The sequence below is a fragment of the Lysinibacillus sp. FSL M8-0355 genome (assembly GCF_038008985.1).
Lineage (GTDB): Bacteria > Bacillota > Bacilli > Bacillales_A > Planococcaceae > Lysinibacillus > Lysinibacillus fusiformis_D.
On the sequence record NZ_JBBPAI010000001.1, the window covers coordinates 353864 to 378078 of the forward strand.

Sequence of the window (24215 nt, forward strand, 5' to 3'; positions counted from 1 at the left end):
CAGCATTATTGTCTCATTCTACAATAGTTTAAAAAGGGAGGCATAACGATGGAACAACAATGGACAAATGAATTAGCAGTTGCACAGGTTAGAATAGCAAGACCAACAGATCAATTACAAGAAATAGAGCGTTTTTACTGTGAAGGAGTCGGCTTAAAGAAAATAGGCTCTTTTACGGGACACCGTGGCTATGATGGGATCATGATTGGTCTCCCGAATGTAGGCTATCACCTAGAATTTACAGAGCATGTTGATGGAAGTCCTTGTCCTGCACCAACTAAGGACAACCTTTTAGTACTTTATATTCCAAATAATGAAACCATTCGTCGTATTACCGAACGTCTCGAACTTATGGGATATCCCGAAGTGGAGCCTGAAAATCCTTATTGGGCAGAGCAAGGGATAACTATTGAAGACCCAGATGGCTGGCGTCTTGTATTAATGAATACAGCAGGCATCTAACTAAAGAATCCAAAACACGAGCTATACATATAGTCTCGTGTTTTTTTATGATGATAAATACCTGTTGTGGTATATAATGATTTATAAAGGAGGTTATGCTATGCAACGAATAAAGACATTGGATAATTGGAGCGAGGTGTTAGAGCAATCAAAGCACATGCCATGTCTTGTATTAAAAATTAGCATGACATGTATGAGCAGTATTGCAGCTATAAAGGAATATAAAGCACTCATAACAAAATTGCCGAAGTATCTTGTGATTGTCCAAATGGATAGAGTGGTTTCTAATGCTATTGCAGGTGATCTTCAGGTGAAGCATGAATCACCACAGCTATTAATATTGCAGGATGGGAAGGGAATTTGGCAAGCAACACATGACAAGATAAAACAACCTCTTTTAGTAGAGGCTATAAAGCAGTATGTAAAAACAACAACTTAAAAAAGATACCTCACAATAGGTTGTGGGGTATCTTAATGGTTAATCCTCTAAAGCCTCATCTTCGTGAAAGTTCGTAGCGCTAGATTCTATATCCACCTGTAGATAATTTGCCCAGTCTATTTTATGATAATCCTCTTCACTAAAATAAATATTCAAGACCTCTGTCATTGTTTTATCACCATCAGGCTCAGTGAGTGGAGCATACCAAGTAATAGCAGGTGTCTTCACACTTTTTAGCTTGGATAATTCAGCAAAAATTTTAGTGGAATCCTTCAACATTTGACTTTTTGATCCCTCTGTCACATCTGTGTCCTGAATGGAAATTGTGACAACACCATCTTTAGATTCCTCTACAGAGAATTCATTTTTCACAATCGCACCTACTATATCTTCAACGGTCGTGTTTTGATCGACGGCTACTTCCTTTGGCTCCGCACTTTTTCCACAGGCTGCTAAAAGTAGTGAAGTGAATACAAGTAAATAAATTATTTTTTTCAATATCCTAACCTCCCTTGTTACTCCATATATGCGCAAAATGGGAGGGAATTATACAGGCTATGGAAAGGTTGTACAGACTTTTTAAATTAGGAGGGGAACTAGTCGTATTATATAAAGAAGAAGCGTTCCATATTATGTAAAAGGTTATGGCGTTTTCTATAATGAAATTTGTAAAGTGGAAAGTATATTAAAAAAGCAAAGAACTTTAACTCCACAAATAAAAAAAGATGATGTTAATAATAGAAAAAGACCCTTTGGCAAGGCGAGAGGTTGATTTCCGTTCCGCCAGCGTCCTTTCCAGGGGAAGCCCGATGAGTCGCTTCGCTCGGGTCGTTAATCAAAACTTAAACAGTCATACAGGCTTTAACGGAATCATACGAAAGATTTATTATTTAATGCTGGTCGGGTCAATTTACTTATTGCCCGTTGTGATTCCTAGCATTGAGTACGCAGGGGATGAGGCAGCCAATGCCTGACTTTATCAAAAACATTTTGGCAATCGTGAAGGATAAAACAGGAGAGGATGAGGTTAAATGAGTTACTTATTTCAAACAAACTCTTTTACCTTCAAACAAGTATTCACTAAAGGCACCTTTCATCATGGCACCACAATTTATTACAGTACATAGTACAGCCAATGATGGACCAGCTACTAATAAAATTTCGTACATGATTGGAAATAACAATTATGTATCATATCACGTTGCTCTAGATGATAAAGAGGTTATTCAAGCAATTCCTTTCAACCGTAACACTTGGCATTGTGGAGATGGCGGAGGCAGTAGTGATCCTAACGCTTTAAAGAAAGGCAACCGTCTTTCTATTAGCATCGAAATTTGTTACAGCAAAAGTGGTGGTGTACGTTATGGAGTTGCGGAGGAAAACGCTGTTCAATACATTGCAAAGCTTTTAAAGCAATACGATTAGAGCATTGAACGAGTGAAGAAACACCAGGACTGGAATGGCAAATATTGCCCTCACCGTATACTAGCGGAAGATCGTTGGGGTAGTTTCTTGAAAAGAATTGAAGAATCAATGAAACCAAAAGAATCCGATTAACCAACTGAAAAGGATTATGACACAATGAAATTCACAAATGAGACAACTAAAACTGCAGTCCGGGATTACCTCAAAAAAGCAGTAGATAAAAAGCTTATTGATAAGTCACACCTAGACAAATTTGATACTGGTACGTTGACAGGTGGCGATTTTGAAGGAATAAAAATTACAGCGGAATAGTAAATAAGAGAAAAGAGGGGCACTGAAAAATAAAAACTACATCAAGTGCCCTCATAAAAAAACTATTAATTAATTTCCTATAGCTACGGTATAGCTGATACTCCATATAATTAAAATAAACATTATTGTCATAACACTTGCTTCGACATTTGTATCATTCTGTCCCTTTATTAATTTCTTTATTAATTTTATAAAATAGAAACAAAATAAAAACCCATATACTGGCATAAGAAAAAAGCAGCTGAAAGAAAAGAATGCCTCCATTATCTAAACCTCCCTATCTATGTATTATTATAATAAACTAATATACTTCTGAAAAAACTAGTACTTTTTATTCAAATTTAAAATATTTATCCAAAAATGATAAAATATGTATATAATTAAAATTGTAAAAAATAGGGAGGCATGGAAATGAAGAAAAATAGTATTTTAATGTTTTTAGGTGTCATTTTTGCACTAACTTTGGGATTCAATCATCAAGTTGAAGCTGCAGAAGGTGAATCATCTTTAACGGATGCTGAAAAGGATTATTTATATGGCTTGAATTTTAGTAAGGTAGAAGTTGAGAATATGCCATATGAAGAACTAAAGTTCTTAGTTGATAGTGAAGCTGAAATATTAACAAGTTTTGAAGAGATTTATAGTTTTGATGAAGTAACAAGCGATCCATCAGAAGTTACAACTTTTGGTGATATTCCGAGTGCAGATATGAGTTTTAAAGGTAATGTGTTAAAGCTGAATAATAGTACTGTTTCGGGTTACAATGCATTTTATGCACACGCAAACTTCAGATGGTTAAATAAACCGATTTTTGCTTTGACAGATAAAATAGCTATTGGTTTCCCATCAAGTCTTGGTGTTTATATACCAGCTCAATCAGGAAAACTTCAAGGTTTTAACTCAACATATTCTTTATACAATACTTCAACAGGAGGAACTACGTTAATGTCAAGTAGTACTACACCATCAACGTGGGACCCATCTTTAGGAGTAGCAGGTTCGTTTGATCTTAGTGGAACTTTAAATAAATTCCAAACACATGAAGGCACTATTGCTCAAACATTCTATATTAAGTCTTCATCTTCAGGTAAAGCAACAGTTAAGTTCGAATATGGTCATAAGAAATTTACAGGTACAATAGGTATCTCAGTACTTCCTATTGGAGTAAGTATTACACCTAATCAATCAAATGTCGATATAAGAAGTTATGCTGCTAGCTTTAGTTATTAATTAAAATTAATTGAAATTTATCTTATGAAAAAGACCAGGCGCTCAATTGAGTACCTGGTCTTTTTTAGATGTAAGTGAAAATAAATGATGTACTTATTACGTATCCAATGCTAATACAGTTTATTTTGATGTTACCTCTTATGAAAGTATTAACACAATATATTACTAAAGATAAAAATTGCCCAAACCAAAATATGAATAAAACACTAAACCAAATACCAGTTAACATTATAATCCACCTCCTTTAAAAAACAAAAAAAGAGAGCACGCCCTAACAAATAAACGAATTAACGTCTATTAAATGTTAGGGGTACTCCCTTTTTTGTTTTTAAATTTACATATATTCCAATACCATTTGAGTCTTGTTCATTAATTTACTGCCTTGGAACATAAGAGAAGCATTTGCACCTAAAGACTTACCATTATAGCTGTACATAACTACATCTCCAGATTCAGAAATAACGGCACCTTCACCACCAAGGATTTCAAATACTTGATCTTTTGTCATGCCATTTTCTAATTTGTTAAATTGAACAATAGTGCAATTACCGATACTCATAAGTATCAAAATCGATTGAAGTGGACTATTAGGTATCATAGTTTGCTTACAGATTTAGAAGTAAAAGAGATACGTGATAATTTACGTAAAGCATTTAAGTAAAAACGAACAATATTCATTCAATGGATCCTAGAAAGTTCGGAATTGGAAAGCGAGGTGAAAACGAGGGCATTTGAATACTTAGCAACTTACAAAACATTTGATTCAATAGCAGATATGGATTCAGCTGTAGAGAATCATAAGGCTGCTCATTATTACGATTTAACTGAGTCAGAACGTGTCATCGTTTTCAAACTCGCTAGTCATGCTTTAGAGAATCCAGGAGCTTGTCATTTGAAAGCTGCCACAATTGCTGCAGCAATGGAGATCAGCACAAAGACAGTTTATCGAGCTATATCAAAACTGGAATCTTTAGGGATTGTTAAAAAGAAACGACTGTAAAAAGCAAAGGTGGACAAGGAGCAAGCATCTACATTATTTTGCCTTACAATGCCCCAACGTGGAAATGCTGAAAAACCCTGTGAGAGTAAGGTTGAAGCGCAACTATCTGAAAACCAATCATCTAAATATTTTAATCATTTATCTTTTAAAACAAGCACTTTACAAAATATATATAATAATGCACACGCTGAAAAAGAAGCTCATAAGGAATACATGAACGAGTACCAGGTGATGCTATTCGATTTCATGAATAGTTTGCCATTAGCTGATAACTTGAAAGACGAATTGCACAAAGTAGTATTAGCTACTCAGGTTCAAAATGCACCTGACTTTATAAAAGTTAAGAACGTGCTATTTAAAATTGTCATGGATATTAAAGAAGGTGTTCTGACAGTTACAAGCACATTGAGAGCCGTATTTGCAGGAGCGTATAACAAGGCTGTGGAGCGTTCAAGTGTGAAGCTTAGGAAATCATCATCTATTGAAGAAACAGCTAATAGAGAACGTCCAGTACCTTTCTATAATTGGCTGAATGAGCGTGCTAATCGTTCGGAAATATGCAGTAGACCAAACTTAGAAAACTGACTTGAATGGTGAAAGGGGAAATAGAAAATGACGCATTTTGAATATATGGAGCAACAAGGGCAATTATCGATTTTTGATTTAGAGGACCAATATGAGGAAATGAAATTCAAAAAGGCATCCACAATTGTTAGTAAACCTATTGATAAAAAGACTGTGGTTGTCCCATGTAAGGTGGGGCATATTGTGTGTAGGTAATTACTAATATGTGTTAAGTATTATCGTTAATTATTATTAATTTTTGCAACAGTTTTGCAACAATGCCCATTTTGATAATAAAAAACTCACCCTCCAATTAAGTAGGGTGAGTCGCTTCAAAGCCATGTGGCTGTAAGATCAAACTAAAAAGCCGCGTATGCCGTAGTTATTATAGAAAGTTTTAAACCACCACTCCTCAAAGTGGGTGTTCGCAGAAGTTTTCCTGCTTATCCTCATGCACCGTAGTGTGAGGCCCGTCATTCCAACTCCAATAATAAAACTCCCTTTTACAGCTTAAAGGTTAAAACTTAATATTATACGAACAATGCAGCCTTTATGGATATAATAAAGCATGATCGACGAACATGCAAGTAAGATGATTACTGCAAATTAGTCAATGGGCAAGTGTTCCAAATGGTGTAATCGGCATCTAGAAATACCTTCAAAATGGTGTCACTGCTTCATATTTTTTTCACAAATACGAACGGAAAATACGAACAGTCTTTACTTATTATGATTGATTATGTAAAGATAGGAGCATAAAGAGGATTTTCCTAGAAAATATGTAAAGGAGGAAGCGGAAATGGCAGCTTATCCAAATTGTCCAAAATGTCATTCTGAATATACGTATGAGGATGGCGTAAACTATGTGTGTCCGGAATGTGCACATGAGTGGAGTATGAACGCATCAGAACAGGAGTCGGATGCACTTATTGTAAAGGATGCAAATGGCAATCTGTTAGCTGACGGCGATTCAGTTACCATTATTAAGGATTTAAAGGTGAAGGGTAGTTCTTCCACTTTAAAAATTGGGACAAAGGTAAAAAGTATTCGTCTTGTAGAAGGCGATCATAATATTGACTGTAAAATTGATGGCTTTGGTGCTATGAAATTAAAGTCAGAATTCGTGAAAAAAGCATAAAAACCAAAAGGCACCTAAACTTCAGAAATCAGTTTAAGGTGCTTTTTGTATAATTATTTATTGAAAAACCCTACGTAGTAGAATGGCAAAAGCAGCACCTAATAAGGCGAAAATTGTATGTAAAAGAGCGATGTAGCCGGCTCCAATCACGAGTGCTCCTATTTCTGCGAAGGAATAGGTTGTAATATAGAGCCCATTATTTAGATTATTAATGATAGCCCAAACAAATACAGGCACGGAGCTTATGATAAAGACAATCCAGATGTTTTTATAGAAAAGGTAAGAAAGACAACCGAAAAGTGCATATGAGATAACAAAGCCCTTTTGATTGCCGAGTAAGGATGAATTAATGGCAAACATAAAAGATAACACAATAAATATGATGTGAAAAAAGGATAATGTTCTTTTCATGGGTAAGTATTCATCTTGAGTTGGCTGTGAATGGGCTAGCCGCTGACATTGCTGACAAGTTGTTAGATGTTGTTCTACAAATTCTATCGTCGGTGCTTGGAGCTTTTGTTTTTTATAAAGAGGTATTAAATCTTCTACAATCGAGCATTCCTGTGACAATACTTTCCCTCCAATCCATGTCCTCTCATTATACGATTTTTTTTAGAAAATAAAAAAAGCCTTCCGTGAATTTTTCAATCGGAAAACTTGTACATGCATCTTATTTATTTGGCTTTAGTACTTCATCTGTTAAGGCTTGAATATCGATATGCGTTTTTTCCTTTACTGCATCCTTTAAAATTTCTGTGCGGAAATATTGCACTGTTGCTTCAAGTGGAATCGCCAAAAGTTTTGAAAGGGCTGATTGGTACATATAGACAAATTCTTTGTCAGTATTGCCACGCTTTAATTCAGCGAAAGCTTCATAAAATTGATCGAGCTTATCCGCAAATTCGAGCAAACGCCCCTCTAACGTGTTGTCCTTACCTTCCTTCATCCGTTCAAAAAATATAGCCTGAAATTCTTGTGGAATTTCATTGATAATAAATTTTTCCATCATCTTTTCTTCCACATGTGCTAGCATTTGCTTTAGCTCTGGACTCGCATGTTTGACAGGGGTCTTTATATCTCCAATAAAAACTTCAGCAAAGTCATGGTTGATGGTTTTTTCATATAAGGACTTCCAATCCACTTCTGCTCCATTCATTTCTTCTAATGTTGCGAAGAACATTGCGTATTGTGAGACTTTCCAAGAATGGGCAGCCACATTATGCTCTTCGAACTTGAAGCGACCAGGGCAGCGAATGATACGCTCTAAGTCATTAAGGTTTGTAAAAAATTGATGAATTCCTATAAAAATCACTCCTTTTTGTTCTATAAATGCATGTTACTATAAACAATACCCTCTTTGTGCAGTTTTCAAACAATTTAACAATGATTCAAGCTGTGTTTACAAAGGATTCACAATTGCTGATAAAGTAGACTTAGGTTGGGTGCTATAATGTAGAGGACTGATGAAAAGGGGAGTACACATCATGTTTTCCATTTATACACTTCTTCTTTATATACATATTTTAAGTGCCGTTCTTTCGATTGGGCCTTTGTTCGTTGTGTTAACGATTGTTAAAAAAATGCGCACAGCTTCCAATGATGAAATGCCACCATATATAGAAGCGTTTAAAGGGGCTATTGCTATTGTTAAACATTCAGGACATGTCCTAGTAGCCTCAGGTATTTTGCTAATGTGGTATGCAGGCTATCATTGGAATACTTCATGGATTGTCATGACCTTCCTTGTGATGTTTGCATCCATTGTATTTTTAGCTAGAGCGTTTAAACCGACGTTACGTACATTTAATACGCCTTCTTATAATCAACAACAATTTGTTTCTCTTTTACAGCGTAAAACGTGGATGTATATTTTATTATTGCTTATCATGCTTTGGTTAATGGTAGCAAAGCCGATTTTCTGGTAAAAAGAGCATGGAACAAAAAGATTTTAGCCAATAAAACCCGGACTATTTGACAAAACACAATTAGTATCTTGTCATAGTTCGGGTTTTCTGCGTATATCTATTTGTTAATTGTATCTAGATTGCGTGATGGCCAAAGTTGTAGTCCAGCCTCTTTAGCTTACAAGGCGTTTAAAATAGCTTTTACGAATAAATAGGTAACTAATGAGGAAAAGCACAAAGAAACAGCAAGAGCTAGCCATGGAAACCTGTAAAAATGCCGTAGAGACCATTGTACGCATAGACAATAATGTCGTCAGCAATAGCATAATGGCAATAGTGAACGGCACAAATATAAGGATCGCTAACTCTTTGGCAATAACGGTAGCTAATTCTTTTTTGGAAAGCCCTAGCTTACGGATGCCAATATACTTTTCCTTCTCCTGTAGTAATGTAGTTTGCAAATAGAAATACAGTATACTCATGGCAGCACTTAAGAAAATTAAACTTAACATAGAGCCTATAAAGAACATGACGCTTTTGATAAACATCTCCGTGTCATACAAATCAATTTTGGAAGTAACATAACGTTCTCCAGGTAGAGATGGTATGTTTTTAGTAATTATATTCGCCAATTCTATATGGGCAGCCCAGTTGTCTAGCTCATAAATATAGGTTTTATAAACTGGGTAGTCTATGGCTTGGTAGATGCTGTCAGGTACAATGAAATAACTATGCTGGAAACCAGTAGATAGCAGATTTTGCTCAATCGTTTTAGTAAGTTTGAACGACTTTATATACGGGTCACTGGCATTGTCTGTTATAGTCGCTACACCTCGACTTCCTGCTACAGCAATAAATTCATTTTGATGTAGGACATTTTCCTGTTGTTGTAACAGGTTATAATCCGATAATGCCATATAGCCAATGCGTTGATCCTCATTTGATTTAAATTCAATAAAAAACTTTTGTGCACGAACCGATGATAGATTATTTTCAAGATAATCAAGATCAGCCTTTACCATATTGTCGTCAGCCTTTGGATCAGCAATGTATTGAAAGCTATACGGGTAATTTTCTTCACTATCCTTTTTTACATTGTAATAAGAGCTAAATAAAATGCTAGTGCATAGAAAGACACCGCTTAATAGGATAGTGATTAGAAACAGCATATTTGCATGTGATTTCATTTTTGCATTTAAATTGGATGCCAACAGCATATTCGTTTTACGAAGATAGGCAGGGGACCTTTCAAATATTTTTAAAAATAGCCTCAAGCCCTGTGCGATGACTAAATGAATTGTACAAAGAATACTAGTGAAAAATAACAGATAATAGAGAATACCTAGCGTGTCTACAATGGCATGCTCAGTTTTTAAGAAGTACGCTAATATACCAGTTATCATTATGCTTAAAATGAACAACACATAATGCGGCTTAATCGATTTTTCGATAATCGTATCACTTTTTAAGAGCTGAATAGATGCTTCTTTATTAATGAACCTCGTTATGACTGTCGATATCACCACAAATAAAATCAGAAATAAGCCAATCGTTAAGCCAATTGCTTGTAGAGGCATGTACATACCAAACGTTTCTGCCTTTAAAACAACCTTTGCCCCCATTAAAAAAAGTGGCGTAATGACAAGTCCGAGAACGATCGCAAATAGAATAGCTAAAATGCCAATTAACAAATTTTCTCGGAATACAAGCTTACGAATTTGCTTCATGGAAGCTCCCGTAATCATAAATATTCCTAGCGTTTTGGTCTTCTTACGTAAAAACGCCATAATTGAATAGGTGATATAAATAAAAGAAAATAAATAAACGAGCATACTAGCTAACATCAGTGAGATACCAAGTGTCGAATCGGGGTCTAAGCTTTTCAGACTTGGATGAAAGACGATCACAGAAAATAAAAAGAAAATAATAATGGAAAACATGCTACTTAAGAAATAAGAAACGTATGTCCATTTGTCCCGTAAAATATTTTGAAGGACGATGTGATTAAAGCTCATGATGCCCACCACCTAAAAAAGCAAGCGTATCCATTATTTCTTGGTAAAATTGCTTGCGGTTGTTGCCACGATGTATTTCATTATACAACTTGCCATCTTTCATAAAAATAATTCGATTGGCGAAGCTGGCTACATAAGGATCATGGGTCACCATGAGAATAGCTGTTTTGAGCTCGTGATTAATGGAGGTAAATAAGTTCATCACATCATTGACCGCCTTTGAATCTAGATTTCCTGTAGGTTCATCTGCTAACAATAGGCTAGGTTCATGAATAACAGCTCGAGCTATGGCTACTCGTTGTTTTTGTCCACCTGAAATTTCATAAATACGTTTAGGTAACAGTTCCTCGATACCAAGAAATTGAGCGACATGCTTTAAGCGCTGACGCATTTTGGGTGCAGGAAAGCTATCTAATGTTAATGGCAATAAAATATTTTCTTTCACTGTTAGTGTATGCACAAGATTAAAATCTTGAAAAACAAAGCCTAGTTCAGAGCGTCTAAACTGGGCGAGTTCTTCATCATTTAAGACATAGGGATTTCTATTATTGATGATGATATCACCAGCAGTAGGCCGATCAATAGTAGATACACTATTTAAAAATGTTGTTTTTCCACTACCAGAAGGACCCATGACAGCTACGAATTCCTGTTGACTTAGCTGAAAATCAATTCCGTTTAACGCTTTATATGTGAGCTCACCGATATATTCTTTTTGTAAATTGGTTACTTGAAGTATTGTATTCCCCACTTGAAACAACTCCTTTATGATCATTAGATAACTTTAGTATAAAAAAGGAGCGGGATATAACCTATTTCGCTTGATGACGTGAAGATGACAAAGTTGTCATCTTCGTTCATGTTGATAAAGGATGACGTCATAGTAGAAAAAGCCCTCTTGGCTGACACAGTTCCTATGTTTATTTTTTTTGGCTGTTTGAAAAATTTATGGAAAAAGTCGTAACACGGTCAGAGGATTGAAGAGTGAAGGGGTGATCTAATGTAGTTAATATCTTTTTCACTAAATATAATCCTATACCTGTTGCTTCGCCACTCGTTCGCCCCTTCATACCCGTATAAAATAAATCAAACACTCGTGATATTTCGCTAGTAGGGATTGTTTCACCATAGTTTTTTATGTGTAAAGTGGCGTTGTCATAATGAATTTGAATTGTGCTTGCTATGTCACTATATTTAATGGCGTTATTGAACACTTGATAAAGTACAATTTTTAACCATTTTCGATCTGAATAAATAATATGGTTTTCAGCAAGCATCATTTTTGGAAAAATGTCATTCATGATAAAGTAATCCTTCAAATCATTGATGACCTCCTGCACTAGTTCCTTTAAAACAATGGGTTCAACTTTTAAATCGGCTACTAAATGAGATGTGCGCTCATACGTTAATAGCTGATTAAGTGTAAATGTCAGTTTATCGCATTCTTTATTAACGATTTGCCATTGTAGTAATTCTTCAGTAGTTTTGTTGGATGCGGATTGAACAATTAATTGAATAACAGATAATGGCGTCTTCATTTGATGTGCAAAATGTGATAGAACCAATTGCTTTTCTTGTGCTTGTTCGTCTAATTGTTGTTGCTGAGTTAAAAATAGATACTGTATTTGTCTCAATCTTTCGCTATAAACTTGTTCAATTGGTGCACGTGGTTCAAACAGATGAAGATCCTCCTGTGTGTGGATATCTTTCTGTAGATGCTTATAAAACTTTCGTCTACGATAATAACGACCTAGTAGCCATATACTAAACAGAAAGCTGGCAAGAAAGATAAAGTAGCCATAGTGTGACGCAAGGTCATCTAAAGTATGAATAATCCAAGGTAATAGCAGAAAGCTTATGCCATAGAGAATAAGAATGCTTAGATGTTCTCGAAAGAATAGCTTCATTTACCTTCCTCCACTAATTGATAACCTAGACCACGAATGGTTTTAATCTCAAGTTGTGAGTGGATTGCTTCCATTTTTCTACGTAGTCGACCAATGTTCACGGACAATGTATTTTCCTCTACAAAGGCTTCATCATCCCAAATAGCACTTAGTAGCTTTTGACGAGGCACAACATTGGGATAGGCTTCAAATAATAGCTTACTTAGCTGCATTTCTTTTAATGTTAACAGGCTCTCATTACCTTCTGCCTGAAGACGAACTGTATCTGGATTTAATGTAGTATTAGCTATGGTCATGGTAGTTGTTTCGGTTGAAGCATATTCACCATATGTGCGTCGGAGTAATCCATTAACCTTTGCCATAAAGACGTCTAATGAAAAAGGTTTCGTGATAAAGTCGTCAGCCCCATTTTCAATACCATATACTTGATCAATATCATTTACTCTGGCAGAAACAATGATGATGGGGCAGGTTGAGAGCTGACGAATTTTTCGTGACCAAAAATAGCCATCATAGGTTGGGAGATTGATATCCATAATGACTAGATGGGGTTGAATGGCATTAAATTCTTCGATAATGTGCTGAAATTGTTGGACAGGATAGCATTCATACTGGTACTTGGATAAATGCTCAACGATTAGTGAAGCAATATTTACATCGTCCTCTATTATGTATATTTTGTACATATCTATCGATCCTTCCTTTCTTCATTCTATATGTATAATGTACCCTGATTCCCTTAAATCTATAGAAGAATTGTAATTTGAAATAAGGAATAAGAGCCACTCCAAACTCGGAAAGAGGATGTAATGACTCTTATTTATTATTTTTTGGGAATATGGAAGGTTACATTTGTGCCTTGATTGACTGTACTTTGAATTTGTAATCGCTGACCATAAATTCTTTTAAGGCGTAAATCCGTATTTCGTATACCTATACCAGAGCATGCAGTTTCGTGATTTGCTTGTAATTCCTCTAATAGACTAGGGCTAATTCCCACACCATCATCAATCACGCTAATGGCTATATAAGTTGTGTAATCTTTAATACGGATACAAACAGTACCGCCTTCTGTCTTTTTTAAAATACCGTGTCGAATGGCATTTTCAACTAAAGTCTGTAAAGAAATGGGGGGTATTTCAATTTCTATATTTTCATCAATATCCCATTCAATATGAATTAATTCCCCAAATCGCTGTTGTTTAATGTAAAGGTAAGAGTGAACTAACTCGAGCTCGTGCTCTAGCGGTACAACTCGTTGAAGATTACGAACATCAAAGCTGGCATGTAAATACTCACCAAAATGGTGCATTAAGTCAATCATTCTATCAGTATCAATGGTACTAAGAGAAGCAATCGTATTGAGCGTATTAAATAAAAAATGTGGTTGGATTTGAGCTTGAAGCCAGGCACTTTCCAAATGTAAGTGTTGTTGAATACTGTATTTTAAATCAATTAAGGCGCGACTTCTTACTTTTAACTCTAATGCATTAATAGGTTTTGTTACATAATCATTGGCCCCATAGGCAAAGCCTGTATAAACATCCTCAGGGTGCTTTCTTATTGTTAGTAATAAGATAGGTAATTCGAGCAATGAGTATTGTTTTCGTATTCTTTCGATTACAGCGTAGCCTGAAATATAGGGCAGCATTGCGTCCACAATCACTAAATCCCATGAGGCTTGCTGAATGAGCGTTAAAGCTTTCTCACTGCTTGTAACAGTAGTAACTTTGTATTCAGACTTCGAAAATATACTTTTCATCGTTGTTAAATTTGTAGGATCATCATCAATCATTAAAATACTGAAATGCTTTTCTGATACTGTGGACAGCCTTTGTTCTATAGTTGGTAACTGAGTATTATCTTGAAACATGTAGGATGTATGTTCGCTCTGTTTACTTTCATCTGCAAGCGGTAATGTAAAATAAATGTCTGATCCTTTATTTTGAACAGATTGTATATGCATCGTACCACCATGTAACTCAATTAGTTTTTTTGAAATGAGAAGCCCAATTCCAATGCCTTCATCATGTTCTTGACCTTGTTCATAAGGTGTAAACACAAGACTTTTCACAAAATCGTCCATTCCTTGTCCAGTGTCACGAATGTGGATAATGGCCATATGCTGTTCCTCACGAGCGGTAATTTCTATAGAGCCTTCACTTGTATATTTTAGCGCATTATGCAAAAGGTTAAAAAGGATTTGAATAAGACGATTTTCGTCAGCTAACACATTTGGGAAATTTCGAGGTACCGATGATACCATATGTATTTGCTTTCCGTCTATAATAAAACGAAGCATATCAAAGACCCCATAAACAGCACCTTGAAGGTTTACACTTTGTGTATGAAGATGTAAATTACCCTCTTTTAAGCGGGTATAGTCCAGTATGTCGTTTAATGTGAAGGACATACTTCTCCCTATATCAATCAGATGTTTAAGATTTCGATGATCTTCAGCTACAAGTCTATTCTTCGGATTATCATAAATAGACTGACCTAGGGTAATCATCCTATTCATCGGACTCCACAGTTTCTGTGCATTACTTGTGAGAAATTCATCTTTCAAAGTATCCTCCTTTTGTAGTTTTGCGACTAACTTTTGGATTTGCTGGGAGTTCTCATGAAAACGTCTAAACCAATAACTAGAAAAACCGAGCATAACAAATAAATAATCAAATGGATAAACAGGTATGTCAAATACGTAAATAGATTTGATTAATCCCCATAAAATACCGTTTGTTGTACCAACAGCTGTTAGAGCAATAAAAGCAGAGCTCCTTTTTTGGTTTTCTAAATACTCTCTAAGAGCCAGTACCACGACGTAGAGAAAGGACACTAGATAAAGTACAAAGAAAATCATTTTAGTAGGTACCAGCCACGACATTGGTAAAATTATAATGAATACAGCGTCTAGTACATAAAAGGCAACAATCCATTGAAATGTTTTAGTGCTGTGATATTTAACCAAGAGGACTCTCATAAATTGAACAAAGAAAAAAGAGGCTCCGAGAAAAATAATAGAAGAAAGCTTATAGGACCATACATAATCAAGGTGCAACCAATCTAGCAGAGAGCGATCAAACGTAATTAATTCATCTGCCAAGGGTAGTAGAAAGCCAAATGTAAATAGTAAAACGATAGGTTTCCTATAGATGAACAGAAATACAAGTATGCTAAAAAGAGCAAACAGTATTAGCATAACGACAATTGTTGAAAGAGATAGACCTGTAATTAATTGATGATGAGTCATCGCTGACGCAGTGCCAAATGAAATCCTTTTATTAATAATTGGGCTTTTAGATGTATCAAAATTAGATACATGAAGCATGATGTTAATTTCAGAATGCGTATTTGTAAAATAAACTGTGTAGGGTGCAGCTTGCCCTTTATGATCCTGCCTGTTATCTGCCACTTTACCTGACTGTCCTACAAGTTCGCCATTTATATACAAGGAAGAGGCGGTTGAGATAGCAGGAATACGAATGGCATATCGGCTGTTATCTGCAAGATTAGGTAGCAGAATTTTTAGTTGATAAGTGCCGTAGGGGTGAATTGTTTTCCCGCCTTTTAGTGTAGGAAGAGTTTGGATAGTATGGTCCTCGATATTGGTCTTTTGACTACTTCCTTTATTTTCAGGATTGACGAACTGTCCAGGGGAATAGAGCCATTCGCCATTTAAAGAAAGAACTTCTTCATTCAAAAGGTCCTGATTGTTCAGATCTACAATACCACCTTGGGCACTAGGCTGATGATTAGAGGGTAGGAAGTAGTTTAACCATAGCAATCGTAAAGAAGTAAGGACTATAAAAATGGCAATTATAATAAGTAGATGTCGGATAGTCGTTTTTCTCAACACAGCCATTTTCCCTCCTAATGTATTTCTTAAATAACTTCATCTACCATGCCATGGAATTGGAAAAAAGGAAATATGAAGGGGTGTAAAAGAATACTTTAAACCTATATAAATAGAACTATATGGGGGTCGTAGTACTATCGATTTTTTCCTATTAATCTGAAAAAAAGTAAAATCTCATTAGTTTTTAAGTTTTCTTTAAGAGATATGGCTTATGATGATTGAATAAATATATTAAATTTTGAGTTGAAACATAGATAAGATTTAACGAAAAAATCATCTCAATGGGAGAAATGATCTATTGTGGGTAAATTCAAGTTAAAGTTATCGTTTCTTATTGTTAGTATGACGATTGTCGTTGTACTCGCGACATCTAGTATTAGTATTTGGAGTAGCTATCGAAATTTTAATGAAATTTTGAAGGAAAATAAAACAGACATGCAAGAAATCTATGTAAAGGAAGTCTCTACAATTACGGAAGACTATTTACAAGGTGCTAAGACAAATGATCATTCATTAGAACCGTATATGGAACAAGTAGTTGATACTTTACTTGATGAAAGAATGGTTTCTTTTAGTTTGTTTTTTAAGAAAATTATTACCCCAATCATCATAGTTGTAGCAGCTGTGTTGGGCCTAGCTATATGGTTAGCTATCAAAATTACACAGCCTCTAAAAGATCTTTCAACAAAAATTGAAGTAGGTGAAGAGGGCCAGGAGACTGAGGAGATTGCTGATTGGTATTATGAAGCAAAGCTGTTGAAAAACAATGTACAAAAAATGGTGATTTGCTCGCAAAGTAAAATTTCTGATTTAACAGAGCAATTAAACTTAGATTCATTAACAGGAATCCCTAATCGCAGAAGAATGGATCAAACTTTACATGAATTGATTGTAGATAAGGTCCCGCATGCCATCATCTTAATAGATCTAGATGATTTTAAAAGTATAAATGATACATATGGTCATACAGTAGGGGATGAAGTTTTAAAAGCCTTTGCTATTAATATGCAAAACAGTGTGGGGGATCAAGGTTTTTGCTTTAGATATGGCGGAGAAGAATTTATGGTCATCCTGCCTTCAATGAACATAGATGATGCTGTACAATTAGCAGAAAGTCTACGGATTAAGCAAGCCTTACAAGAAACTGCATGTGGTAGACCCGTAACCATGTCTGCTGGAATTACGGCTTTTACACCAAATATCCAGAGTCCTAACCAATTGATAGAAATTGCAGACCATGCTTTGTATAAAGCTAAACAATCAGGACGTAACTGTTTATGTGTAGTTAGAAATATGAGACAAATGATTGTTAAATAATGTAAAAGCATGCTAGTACTGTACACTAGCATGCTTTTTCCTATCCTCAACATGATGGGTTATATACTTTTTTCAAGCTCCTTTGCTTGTGCCTGTACAACATTTTGAAAAAGGTCTGTTGTCTCCTGAGTGGGTGATACATTTAATTCTGATAATAAAAGGCTATTAAAAGAATGATACATTTTTATGGCTTCTGCACGATTACCAATCTCAGTGTAATGCCGAATTAATAGTTGAACAGTTTTATCGGAATATGGATTTAACTCTAAAGCTAACAATAATGAACGTTCTCTATTTTTAAAATTCTGGTTTTTAGTGTAATAATGAATCAATTCATCGAGTAATTGAGTAAATTGTTTATTCATTAAGTTAGCTTTACTAGCAGTCCATGAATAGTCCAATGTCGCCATAAACTCACCATGATAATTTTGGATGAGCTCCTCCGCCTTCTCGATATCCAATCTTCCTGTTTCTGCTTTAGTATTCAAAATATACTCCAAATCATGGGCATCACATTGAAAATCCTCTAGTTTCAAAATATAGCAGCCATTCGTATATTCAATCACATCAGAGTAACCATACGATGAAAGCGTTGTACGCAAGTATGAAACGGTAGTATGCAATTGGACTCTTGCCTTTTTAATATCCGTATCACTCCAAAGTGTATCTAGGATGGTATCACGGGGTACAGGCATATGAAGCTGTAAAAAAAGAAAGGCAAACAATTCTTTTGTTTTAATCGTTCTCCAATGAATTGCTTTTTCTTCATAAGAAACGACAAATTCTCCAAAGCACCTGATCATAAGCGACGGCTTTTGATGAGTTTGAGTTGCTGATGTTAGATCTTTCTGGAACAGTTCTTGAATTCTATTAATCGTCATTTCTAAGCGAGATTTCGAAATCGGCTTTAATAAGTAATCAAGAGATTGTACATCAAAGGCTTGAACAGCATAGTCTCGATAGGCAGTGACAAAAATGATACAGATGTTTTTGTCCCATGTTTTTATTAATTGTGCAACTTCTAGACCGCTCATGCCTGGCATTTCAACGTCTAAAAAGGCTACTTGAAAGTCTAAGGTAGGCCCTTCTATCAGTAAGTCTTTTGCTGTAGTAAACGTTTCAATGACCTCAATGTCATCAAATGCATTTAAATGTTTTTTTATATTAACAAGAGCTAATGGTTCATCGTCCATCACAATTACCCGGATCATATAAGGACACCACCTTCCGCTAAATATAGCTGCATTATCAGACTGAGATGTCTATTATTGATCCTTTGTATGGATGTGTAGGAACTTGTTGAGGTAGATCTTGTAATAATTCAATAGCTGTAGATGTGTTCAAATTGAGTGCGTTTTGCATTACGCTCATTTGTACGGTTTGTTGAAGCTCCATCAGCTGTGATGACATGAGTGAATTAATTTCCATTTCTACATTCCCCCCCCTTTCTTTATTTATCGGCTAAAAATAGCAAATATCTAATATAAAAAAGTCCGAAACTGTGCTACAAAATTATAGATTTTTTACCCTCAAAATCTGCGAATTACTAAAAAATTAATTGAAATTGTATATTTTTCCGTTTTTATAGTAATAATTCCTAATATCAGGCGGATAACCCTGAGTTATTAATTTGCAAACTTATGGTTGCTGTCATAGTAGAGCTTTCAACTCTAGCGTGCTAGCAGCAGATTTGCAACAAATAATAAAATGATGGAGGTATTACTAAACATGAAGAAAAAAGCATTAGCTTTAGCAGTAGCGATGACCTTTGGTTTGAGTCTGTATGCAAGTCCTTCCTCTGCGAAGGACAAATCACCAGGCAATATACTATGGGCAATTCCTGAGATTTATAATTTAACGGTTGGAGAATTCCAGCAACTAAATGAGATGGAGTCGTTGTGGTTCTATCCAGAGCTGGATTTAGTGAAGGACACGACAACAAAAACAGAGTCGGCAAATGAAGATGAATATGTCATCAAAGGCGGTGACACATTATTTTCAATCGCTCGTACAAATAATGTGACGGTTGATGAACTAAAAGCATGGAATAACCTTGGTTCAGATTTAATTTTAGCTGGTGAGTCATTGGCTATTAAGGCTTCGGCTGCAAAACCAAAGCCCAAAACTTCTGAGGGAATTGCAGCTGCAAAACCTGCTACAACGACTACAACTAAACCAGCAAGTGCTCCGGCAAGTGCTCCAGCAACTGGTTCTGGTAAAACATTGACAATGCGTGCGACTGCATATACGGCCTATTGTGAAGGTTGTTCAGGTATTACCGCAAATGGCACAGATATTAGATCTAATCCCAACTTAAAAGTCATTGCAGTAGACCCTAGAGTTATTCCTCTTGGTACAAAAGTTTGGGTGGAAGGCTATGGTGAAGCGATAGCAGCTGATACAGGGGGAGCTATTAAGGGTAATAAAATTGATGTATTTATTCCTACTGAAGGACAAGCACTCCAATGGGGTGTGAAACACGTAACAGTAAAAATTTTAGATTAACTATGAAAAGGGATTTCTCAAGCTTTGGGAAGTCCTTTTTTGATTCAGCAAAAATATTTCATACTAAAAACGATGTACAGAGATTAAAAATACTCCTTTTTCCTAGGAGAGGAGGAGGTCGTATTTATTTGTTTTGTGCATAAGTACTGGGTAAGTTGGTAATCATCAGAAATAGAGGAGGAATTTTTTATGAAAAAAATAAGTTTAATTGGCATTTCTTTATTAGTTTTTGTTGGTGGTTGTAGTTTCTTTAATAAAGAAGAAAAGTTACCTGTAAATGCGACGTCCCCCTTAACGGCTACTGCAAAAGTGATTGGTGCAAATAACGAAAGCTATGGGAATGCGTTTTTTCAAGAAGAGGATAATGGCGTTAGAATGACGCTGGCCTTAACTGGCTTACCGCCAGGCACACATGGTATTCATATTCATGAAGTAGGGAAATGTGAACCACCTAAATTTGAATCGGCTGGTGGACACTTTAATCCAACTAATAAAGAGCATGGTAAATTAAATCCAAACGGCTATCACTTAGGGGATTTACCAAATTTAGAGATTGGTGAGGATGGTAATGTTGATTTAGATTTCCTAGCTGAGGGATTGACTTTACAAAAAGATCAACCAAATTCGTTATTAGATAGCGATGGCAGTGCTATTGTTATTCATGAATCAGCTGACGATTATAAAACAGATCCAGCAGGTAATTCTGGAGCAAGAATTGCTTGCGGTGTAATTCAATAAAATGATGTGGAAGACTGTATCTAATAATTATTAGATGCAGTTTTTTATTATATGGAATAAAATGGTGTTCTATCTAATGATGAGATCAGTTTTATATTTATAATGCATAATGTGTATTATTTATTGCATTTTGCTAAATTACTATTGTATAATTCTTTTATCAGAAAATTCAATCAAATAAGGAGTGATACAATGGGGAAATTGTTAAATTCAAAATTTGAAACTTATTTAATGGATCAAGAGTTTGATTTCTATGAAGAGGAAGAAAAAAATGAGGAGCAAATGGTGAAGGTACATTATGAAGAATATCCAGAAGGGTTTTTTACAAGTTTATAATGAATATTTGATGGGCTATGTTGAAAGTGATGATAACTTTTAACATAGTCCATTACTTTCTGCACCTCTATTTATAAACGGCTTGTTAGGAGCATAATAATGAAATACATCCCTTTACTATTTTAGTTAGGTCTTAAGGCATATGTACTTTTCTGAAATAGATTCATGTATAATGGGAAACAAAAATGCGTATAGAGGTGTAGTTATGTCAAAAGCTTTAACAGTAGAAGAAACGATTTATCAATGGTTTGATCATTTTCACAAATATCCAGAAGTAAGCTGGAAGGAGTTCGAGACAACTAAGAAAATCGCTTCGATACTGGATGAATTACAGATTAGTTATCGTTTACTAGGTGACATACCTGGGTTAATAGCTGAAATTGGAACAGGTGAAGAAATAGTTGCAGTCCGCGCTGATATCGATGCTTTATGGCAAGAAGTTGATGGAAAATGGCAAGCGAATCATTCTTGTGGACATGATGCCAATATGACAATGGTTCTTGGTGCATTACTACTACTGAAGGATCGCCCATTGCAACATCGTGTGCGTTTCATTTTCCAACCTGCTGAAGAATTAGGAAATGGTGCATGTGCAGCATTCGATCGAGGAGCGGTTGATGGGGTAACACATTTATTTGGAGTCCATTTAAGACCAATTGAAGAATTACCACTTGGTAAAGTTTCGCCAGCAATCCATCATGGTGCAGCTTATTTTTTAGAGGGGACTATTCAAGGCATTGATGCGCATGGTGCTAGACCTCACCAAGGTAAAAATGCGATTGACGTCATTGTGGCTGTGCAACAAATGCTACATAGCATTCATTTATCACCATTTGAACCACATTCTGCTAAATTAACGAAAATTATCGCAGATGGAGGTAGTACAAACATTATTCCGGGCAATGCTAGCTTTTCAATGGATATTCGAGCACAGCACAATCAACAGCTCGAATTGCTACGCAGCAAAATTGAGTTTGGTTTAACATCAATACAGCAACAATTTGAAATTGATATGACTTGGAATTGGGTTGATTTTACGCCAGGTGCTGAAGTTTCACCAATTGCGGCAAACATGGCGAAGGCTGCCATCATTGAAACTTTAGGTGAAGAACATTTAGCGGATGAAATAACGACACCAGGTAGTGATGATTTCCATTTCTATACAGTGAAAAAGCCAGAATTAAAAGCAGCGATGATTGGAATCGGGGCAAACCTAACGCCAGGATTACATCATCCTAAGATGACATTTGATCGTAGTGCTTTAATGGATGCTGCAAAAGTACTTGCTTGTGTATTAGAAAAAAAACCTGAATAAAAAAATAATTTTTAAGCTATATGAAAAAATGTAATTTATTTTTTCATATAGCTTTTTTTGCATGAACATTTTCTTAAATGTATGGATATTCAAGGGTTTGCATTGCTTTTTATTGCTACTTGAAAACGTTTTATTACGCTAAAACAAAGGGATTTGCTAGAGAGGCATAAATTTTTTGCGTTGACTTTTAATTTTTTGAATATTAAGCTAAAAAACGTAAAAAATTATTTGCGTCTTTGAAAAACCGAAATGGGATTTGGTGCAAAAAAAGGGGATGGAAGAATGAAAAAGGATATTAATGCAGGTTGGGCACTACTAACTTTTGCAATTATGATTATTACAATGTTGATTACAGTAGTTGTTTTAGAGCAAAGTCCTCACGTACCTCTTCTTGTTGGCACAACTGTAGCAGCAATTGTTGCCAAAATGCATGGATACAAATGGTCAGAAATTGAAGAAATGATGTATAAGGGGATACGACTGGCATTACCTGCCATTGTCATTATTATTTTAGTAGGTTTGACAATTGGGGCATGGATTGGCGGCGGGGTCGTAGCAACGATGATTTTCTATGGCTTAAAATTAATTTCTCCAGCGTGGTTCTTAGTGACAATCATGCTGTTATGTTCAATCGTGTCATTAGCTATTGGTAGTTCATGGTCAACGATGGCGACAATTGGTGTCGCAGGTATGGGTATTGGTTTAAGTATGGGTATTCCAGCGGCTATGATTGCTGGTGCGGTTATTTCAGGTTCATACTTTGGAGATAAGATGTCACCACTATCAGATACAACGAATCTAGCAGCAGGTTTAACAGGTACAGATTTATTTGAGCATATTAAGCATATGCTTTATACAACAATTCCAGCGTTAATTATTTCGCTTGTTGTTTTTGGAATTCTCGGTAGAAAATTTGCAGATGTTTCCATGAAATCAGAAGAAATTTTAACAACGTTAAAAGTGATGGAAGAAAGCTTTGTCATTTCTCCTTTACTATTACTTGTACCAGTGGGTGTTATTGTTTTAGTAGCTAAAAAGGTGCCAGCAATTCCAGCTTTAATTATTGGTATTGTTTCAGGTTTCTTACTGCAAATTTTTGTACAAGGTGGTTCAGCCGCAAGTGCTGTACAAGCATTGCAAGCTGGATTCGAAATCTCGACAGGTAATCACATGGTGGATGATTTATTTAACCGTGGTGGTTTAGATTCAATGATGAATACGGTTTCAATGACCATTGTAGCGATGACTTTTGGTGGTATTTTAGAGTATTCAGGAATGTTAAAAGCGCTTATGAACGTAATTGTGAAGTTTGCTAAGTCTACTGGAAGCCTTATTGCTTCAACTATTGCAGCATGTGTAACAACAAACGCAACTTGTTCTGAGCAATATATTTCAATTGTTGTCCCTTCACGTATGTTTGCGGGGGTATATCAACAACGTGGTTTGCATTCTAAAAATCTATCTCGTGCATTAGAAGATGGGGGAACATTAACATCTGTTTTCTTCCCTTGGAATACTTGTGGTGTATTTATTCTAGCTACTTTAGGTGTAAGTGCTATGGAGTACGCACCATATGCCATTCTTAATTTTGCTGTACCTATTATCTCCATCATTTATGGATATATTGGATTTGCCATTGTTAAATTAACACCAGAGGAAATAGCAGAAGCTGAGAAGCGTAAAAAAGAATTAGAGCTAGAAAGTTCTGAGAATGTAGCGATTGCAGATTAAAATAAAATTCTCGTAGAT

At 35.6% G+C, this 24215-nt stretch carries 28 protein-coding genes and 1 other RNA gene; 17 read left to right on the forward strand and 12 right to left on the reverse strand.

Annotation, left to right across the window (positions count from 1 at the left end; all coding sequences use genetic code 11):
* Positions 1-48: 48 nt before the first annotated feature.
* A complete protein-coding gene (locus tag MKY46_RS01745) occupies positions 49-462 on the forward strand; it encodes a VOC family protein (RefSeq protein ID WP_036117926.1) in 414 nt (137 codons plus the stop codon).
* Between the two features lie 100 nt (positions 463-562).
* Entirely contained in the window at positions 563-901 is a 339-nt protein-coding gene (ytxJ, locus tag MKY46_RS01750) for a bacillithiol system redox-active protein YtxJ (protein WP_036117923.1), read from the forward strand.
* Positions 902-940: 39 nt separating this feature from the next.
* On the opposite strand, the gene MKY46_RS01755 is transcribed toward ytxJ, so the two are convergent.
* Positions 941-1399 carry a hypothetical protein gene (locus MKY46_RS01755; RefSeq protein WP_036117919.1) on the reverse strand — a complete coding sequence of 153 codons (459 nt, stop codon included), beginning with the start codon at positions 1397-1399 and terminating at the stop codon, positions 941-943.
* Between the two features lie 311 nt (positions 1400-1710).
* Here MKY46_RS01755 and MKY46_RS01760 point away from each other — a divergent pair, with 311 nt between their 5' ends.
* The 4 genes from MKY46_RS01760 to MKY46_RS01775 all read left to right on the forward strand — a co-directional run bounded on the left by MKY46_RS01760 (position 1711) and on the right by MKY46_RS01775 (position 3868).
* Positions 1711-1875 carry a phage holin family protein gene (locus MKY46_RS01760; RefSeq protein WP_155273175.1) on the forward strand — a complete coding sequence of 55 codons (165 nt, stop codon included), beginning with the start codon at positions 1711-1713 and terminating at the stop codon, positions 1873-1875.
* A gap of 124 nt (positions 1876-1999) precedes the next feature.
* A complete protein-coding gene (locus tag MKY46_RS01765) occupies positions 2000-2326 on the forward strand; it encodes a peptidoglycan recognition protein family protein (protein ID WP_051891571.1) in 327 nt (108 codons plus the stop codon).
* A gap of 156 nt (positions 2327-2482) precedes the next feature.
* Positions 2483-2638, forward strand: coding sequence for a hypothetical protein (locus MKY46_RS01770; RefSeq protein ID WP_170829845.1), 156 nt, complete (start codon positions 2483-2485; stop codon positions 2636-2638).
* 411 nt (positions 2639-3049) lie between these two features.
* Positions 3050-3868, forward strand: coding sequence for a hypothetical protein (locus MKY46_RS01775; RefSeq protein WP_036117894.1), 819 nt, complete (start codon positions 3050-3052; stop codon positions 3866-3868).
* Between the two features lie 334 nt (positions 3869-4202).
* Here the strand turns inward: MKY46_RS01775 and MKY46_RS01780 are convergent, their stop codons facing one another.
* Positions 4203-4376: a hypothetical protein gene (locus MKY46_RS01780; protein ID WP_244504844.1), complete on the reverse strand. Its 174-nt coding sequence runs from the start codon at positions 4374-4376 to the stop codon at positions 4203-4205.
* A gap of 195 nt (positions 4377-4571) precedes the next feature.
* Here MKY46_RS01780 and MKY46_RS01785 point away from each other — a divergent pair, with 195 nt between their 5' ends.
* From MKY46_RS01785 to MKY46_RS01795, 3 genes are read left to right on the forward strand one after another with little or no spacing between them, the layout of a single operon-like run.
* On the forward strand, positions 4572-4868 hold the full coding sequence (locus tag MKY46_RS01785) for a helix-turn-helix domain-containing protein (RefSeq protein ID WP_230593749.1): 297 nt from the start codon (positions 4572-4574) through the stop codon (positions 4866-4868).
* Positions 4869-4877: 9 nt separating this feature from the next.
* A complete protein-coding gene (locus MKY46_RS01790; RefSeq protein WP_230593748.1) occupies positions 4878-5453 on the forward strand; it encodes a helix-turn-helix domain-containing protein in 576 nt (191 codons plus the stop codon).
* A 27-nt stretch (positions 5454-5480) separates the two neighbouring features.
* Positions 5481-5648 (forward strand): hypothetical protein, encoded by a 168-nt coding sequence (locus MKY46_RS01795; RefSeq protein ID WP_155273174.1) that lies wholly within the window; start codon positions 5481-5483, stop codon positions 5646-5648.
* 144 nt (positions 5649-5792) lie between these two features.
* On the opposite strand, the gene ssrS is transcribed toward MKY46_RS01795, so the two are convergent.
* Positions 5793-5985, reverse strand: a non-coding RNA gene (gene ssrS / locus MKY46_RS01800) — 6S RNA.
* Between the two features lie 246 nt (positions 5986-6231).
* Between ssrS and MKY46_RS01805 the strand changes: the two genes are divergently transcribed.
* A complete protein-coding gene (locus tag MKY46_RS01805; RefSeq protein ID WP_036117890.1) occupies positions 6232-6570 on the forward strand; it encodes a zinc ribbon domain-containing protein YjdM in 339 nt (112 codons plus the stop codon).
* 57 nt (positions 6571-6627) lie between these two features.
* On the opposite strand, the gene MKY46_RS01810 is transcribed toward MKY46_RS01805, so the two are convergent.
* Both MKY46_RS01810 and MKY46_RS01815 read right to left on the reverse strand, forming a co-directional pair.
* A complete protein-coding gene (locus tag MKY46_RS01810) occupies positions 6628-7140 on the reverse strand; it encodes a zf-HC2 domain-containing protein (protein WP_036117887.1) in 513 nt (170 codons plus the stop codon).
* Between the two features lie 100 nt (positions 7141-7240).
* On the reverse strand, positions 7241-7882 hold the full coding sequence (locus tag MKY46_RS01815; protein ID WP_080717022.1) for a YfbR-like 5'-deoxynucleotidase: 642 nt from the start codon (positions 7880-7882) through the stop codon (positions 7241-7243).
* Positions 7883-8054: 172 nt separating this feature from the next.
* On the opposite strand from MKY46_RS01815, the gene MKY46_RS01820 reads away from it, so the two are divergent.
* Positions 8055-8495, forward strand: a complete 441-nt coding sequence (locus tag MKY46_RS01820; RefSeq protein WP_036117885.1) for a DUF2269 family protein — start codon at positions 8055-8057, stop codon at positions 8493-8495.
* 152 nt (positions 8496-8647) lie between these two features.
* Here the strand turns inward: MKY46_RS01820 and MKY46_RS01825 are convergent, their stop codons facing one another.
* The 5 genes from MKY46_RS01825 to MKY46_RS01845 form a co-directional block, all read right to left on the reverse strand.
* Positions 8648-10489 carry an FtsX-like permease family protein gene (locus tag MKY46_RS01825; protein WP_036117882.1) on the reverse strand — a complete coding sequence of 614 codons (1842 nt, stop codon included), beginning with the start codon at positions 10487-10489 and terminating at the stop codon, positions 8648-8650.
* Positions 10479-11240, reverse strand: coding sequence for an ABC transporter ATP-binding protein (locus MKY46_RS01830; protein WP_036117879.1), 762 nt, complete (start codon positions 11238-11240; stop codon positions 10479-10481). Before MKY46_RS01830 ends, MKY46_RS01825 begins: the two co-directional genes overlap by 11 nt.
* A gap of 169 nt (positions 11241-11409) precedes the next feature.
* Positions 11410-12396, reverse strand: coding sequence for a sensor histidine kinase (locus MKY46_RS01835; RefSeq protein WP_036117876.1), 987 nt, complete (start codon positions 12394-12396; stop codon positions 11410-11412).
* Positions 12393-13082, reverse strand: coding sequence for a response regulator transcription factor (locus MKY46_RS01840; RefSeq protein ID WP_036117873.1), 690 nt, complete (start codon positions 13080-13082; stop codon positions 12393-12395). Before MKY46_RS01840 ends, MKY46_RS01835 begins: the two co-directional genes overlap by 4 nt.
* A 137-nt stretch (positions 13083-13219) precedes the next feature.
* On the reverse strand, positions 13220-16255 hold the full coding sequence (locus tag MKY46_RS01845; RefSeq protein ID WP_340833649.1) for a hybrid sensor histidine kinase/response regulator: 3036 nt from the start codon (positions 16253-16255) through the stop codon (positions 13220-13222).
* A gap of 300 nt (positions 16256-16555) precedes the next feature.
* Between MKY46_RS01845 and MKY46_RS01850 the strand changes: the two genes are divergently transcribed.
* Positions 16556-17572: a GGDEF domain-containing protein gene (locus MKY46_RS01850; RefSeq protein WP_036117870.1), complete on the forward strand. Its 1017-nt coding sequence runs from the start codon at positions 16556-16558 to the stop codon at positions 17570-17572.
* Between the two features lie 59 nt (positions 17573-17631).
* Here MKY46_RS01850 and MKY46_RS01855 read toward each other — a convergent pair whose 3' ends face one another.
* Together MKY46_RS01855 and MKY46_RS01860 are read right to left on the reverse strand one after the other, a co-directional pair.
* A complete protein-coding gene (locus MKY46_RS01855; protein ID WP_036117867.1) occupies positions 17632-18783 on the reverse strand; it encodes a response regulator in 1152 nt (383 codons plus the stop codon).
* 37 nt (positions 18784-18820) lie between these two features.
* A complete protein-coding gene (locus tag MKY46_RS01860; RefSeq protein ID WP_036117864.1) occupies positions 18821-19000 on the reverse strand; it encodes a YjfB family protein in 180 nt (59 codons plus the stop codon).
* 300 nt (positions 19001-19300) lie between these two features.
* Between MKY46_RS01860 and MKY46_RS01865 the strand changes: the two genes are divergently transcribed.
* From MKY46_RS01865 to nhaC, 5 genes are all read left to right on the forward strand, one after another.
* On the forward strand, positions 19301-20077 hold the full coding sequence (locus MKY46_RS01865) for a 3D domain-containing protein (RefSeq protein WP_036117861.1): 777 nt from the start codon (positions 19301-19303) through the stop codon (positions 20075-20077).
* Between the two features lie 189 nt (positions 20078-20266).
* Complete coding sequence (locus tag MKY46_RS01870; RefSeq protein WP_036117859.1) at positions 20267-20815, forward strand: superoxide dismutase family protein; 549 nt, start codon at positions 20267-20269, stop codon at positions 20813-20815.
* A gap of 192 nt (positions 20816-21007) precedes the next feature.
* Entirely contained in the window at positions 21008-21151 is a 144-nt protein-coding gene (locus MKY46_RS01875; RefSeq protein WP_170829843.1) for a hypothetical protein, read from the forward strand.
* 205 nt (positions 21152-21356) lie between these two features.
* Positions 21357-22466 (forward strand): amidohydrolase, encoded by a 1110-nt coding sequence (locus MKY46_RS01880; RefSeq protein WP_036117856.1) that lies wholly within the window; start codon positions 21357-21359, stop codon positions 22464-22466.
* A gap of 282 nt (positions 22467-22748) precedes the next feature.
* Positions 22749-24197: a Na+/H+ antiporter NhaC gene (nhaC, locus tag MKY46_RS01885; protein ID WP_058844790.1), complete on the forward strand. Its 1449-nt coding sequence runs from the start codon at positions 22749-22751 to the stop codon at positions 24195-24197.
* Positions 24198-24215 lie beyond the last annotated feature (18 nt).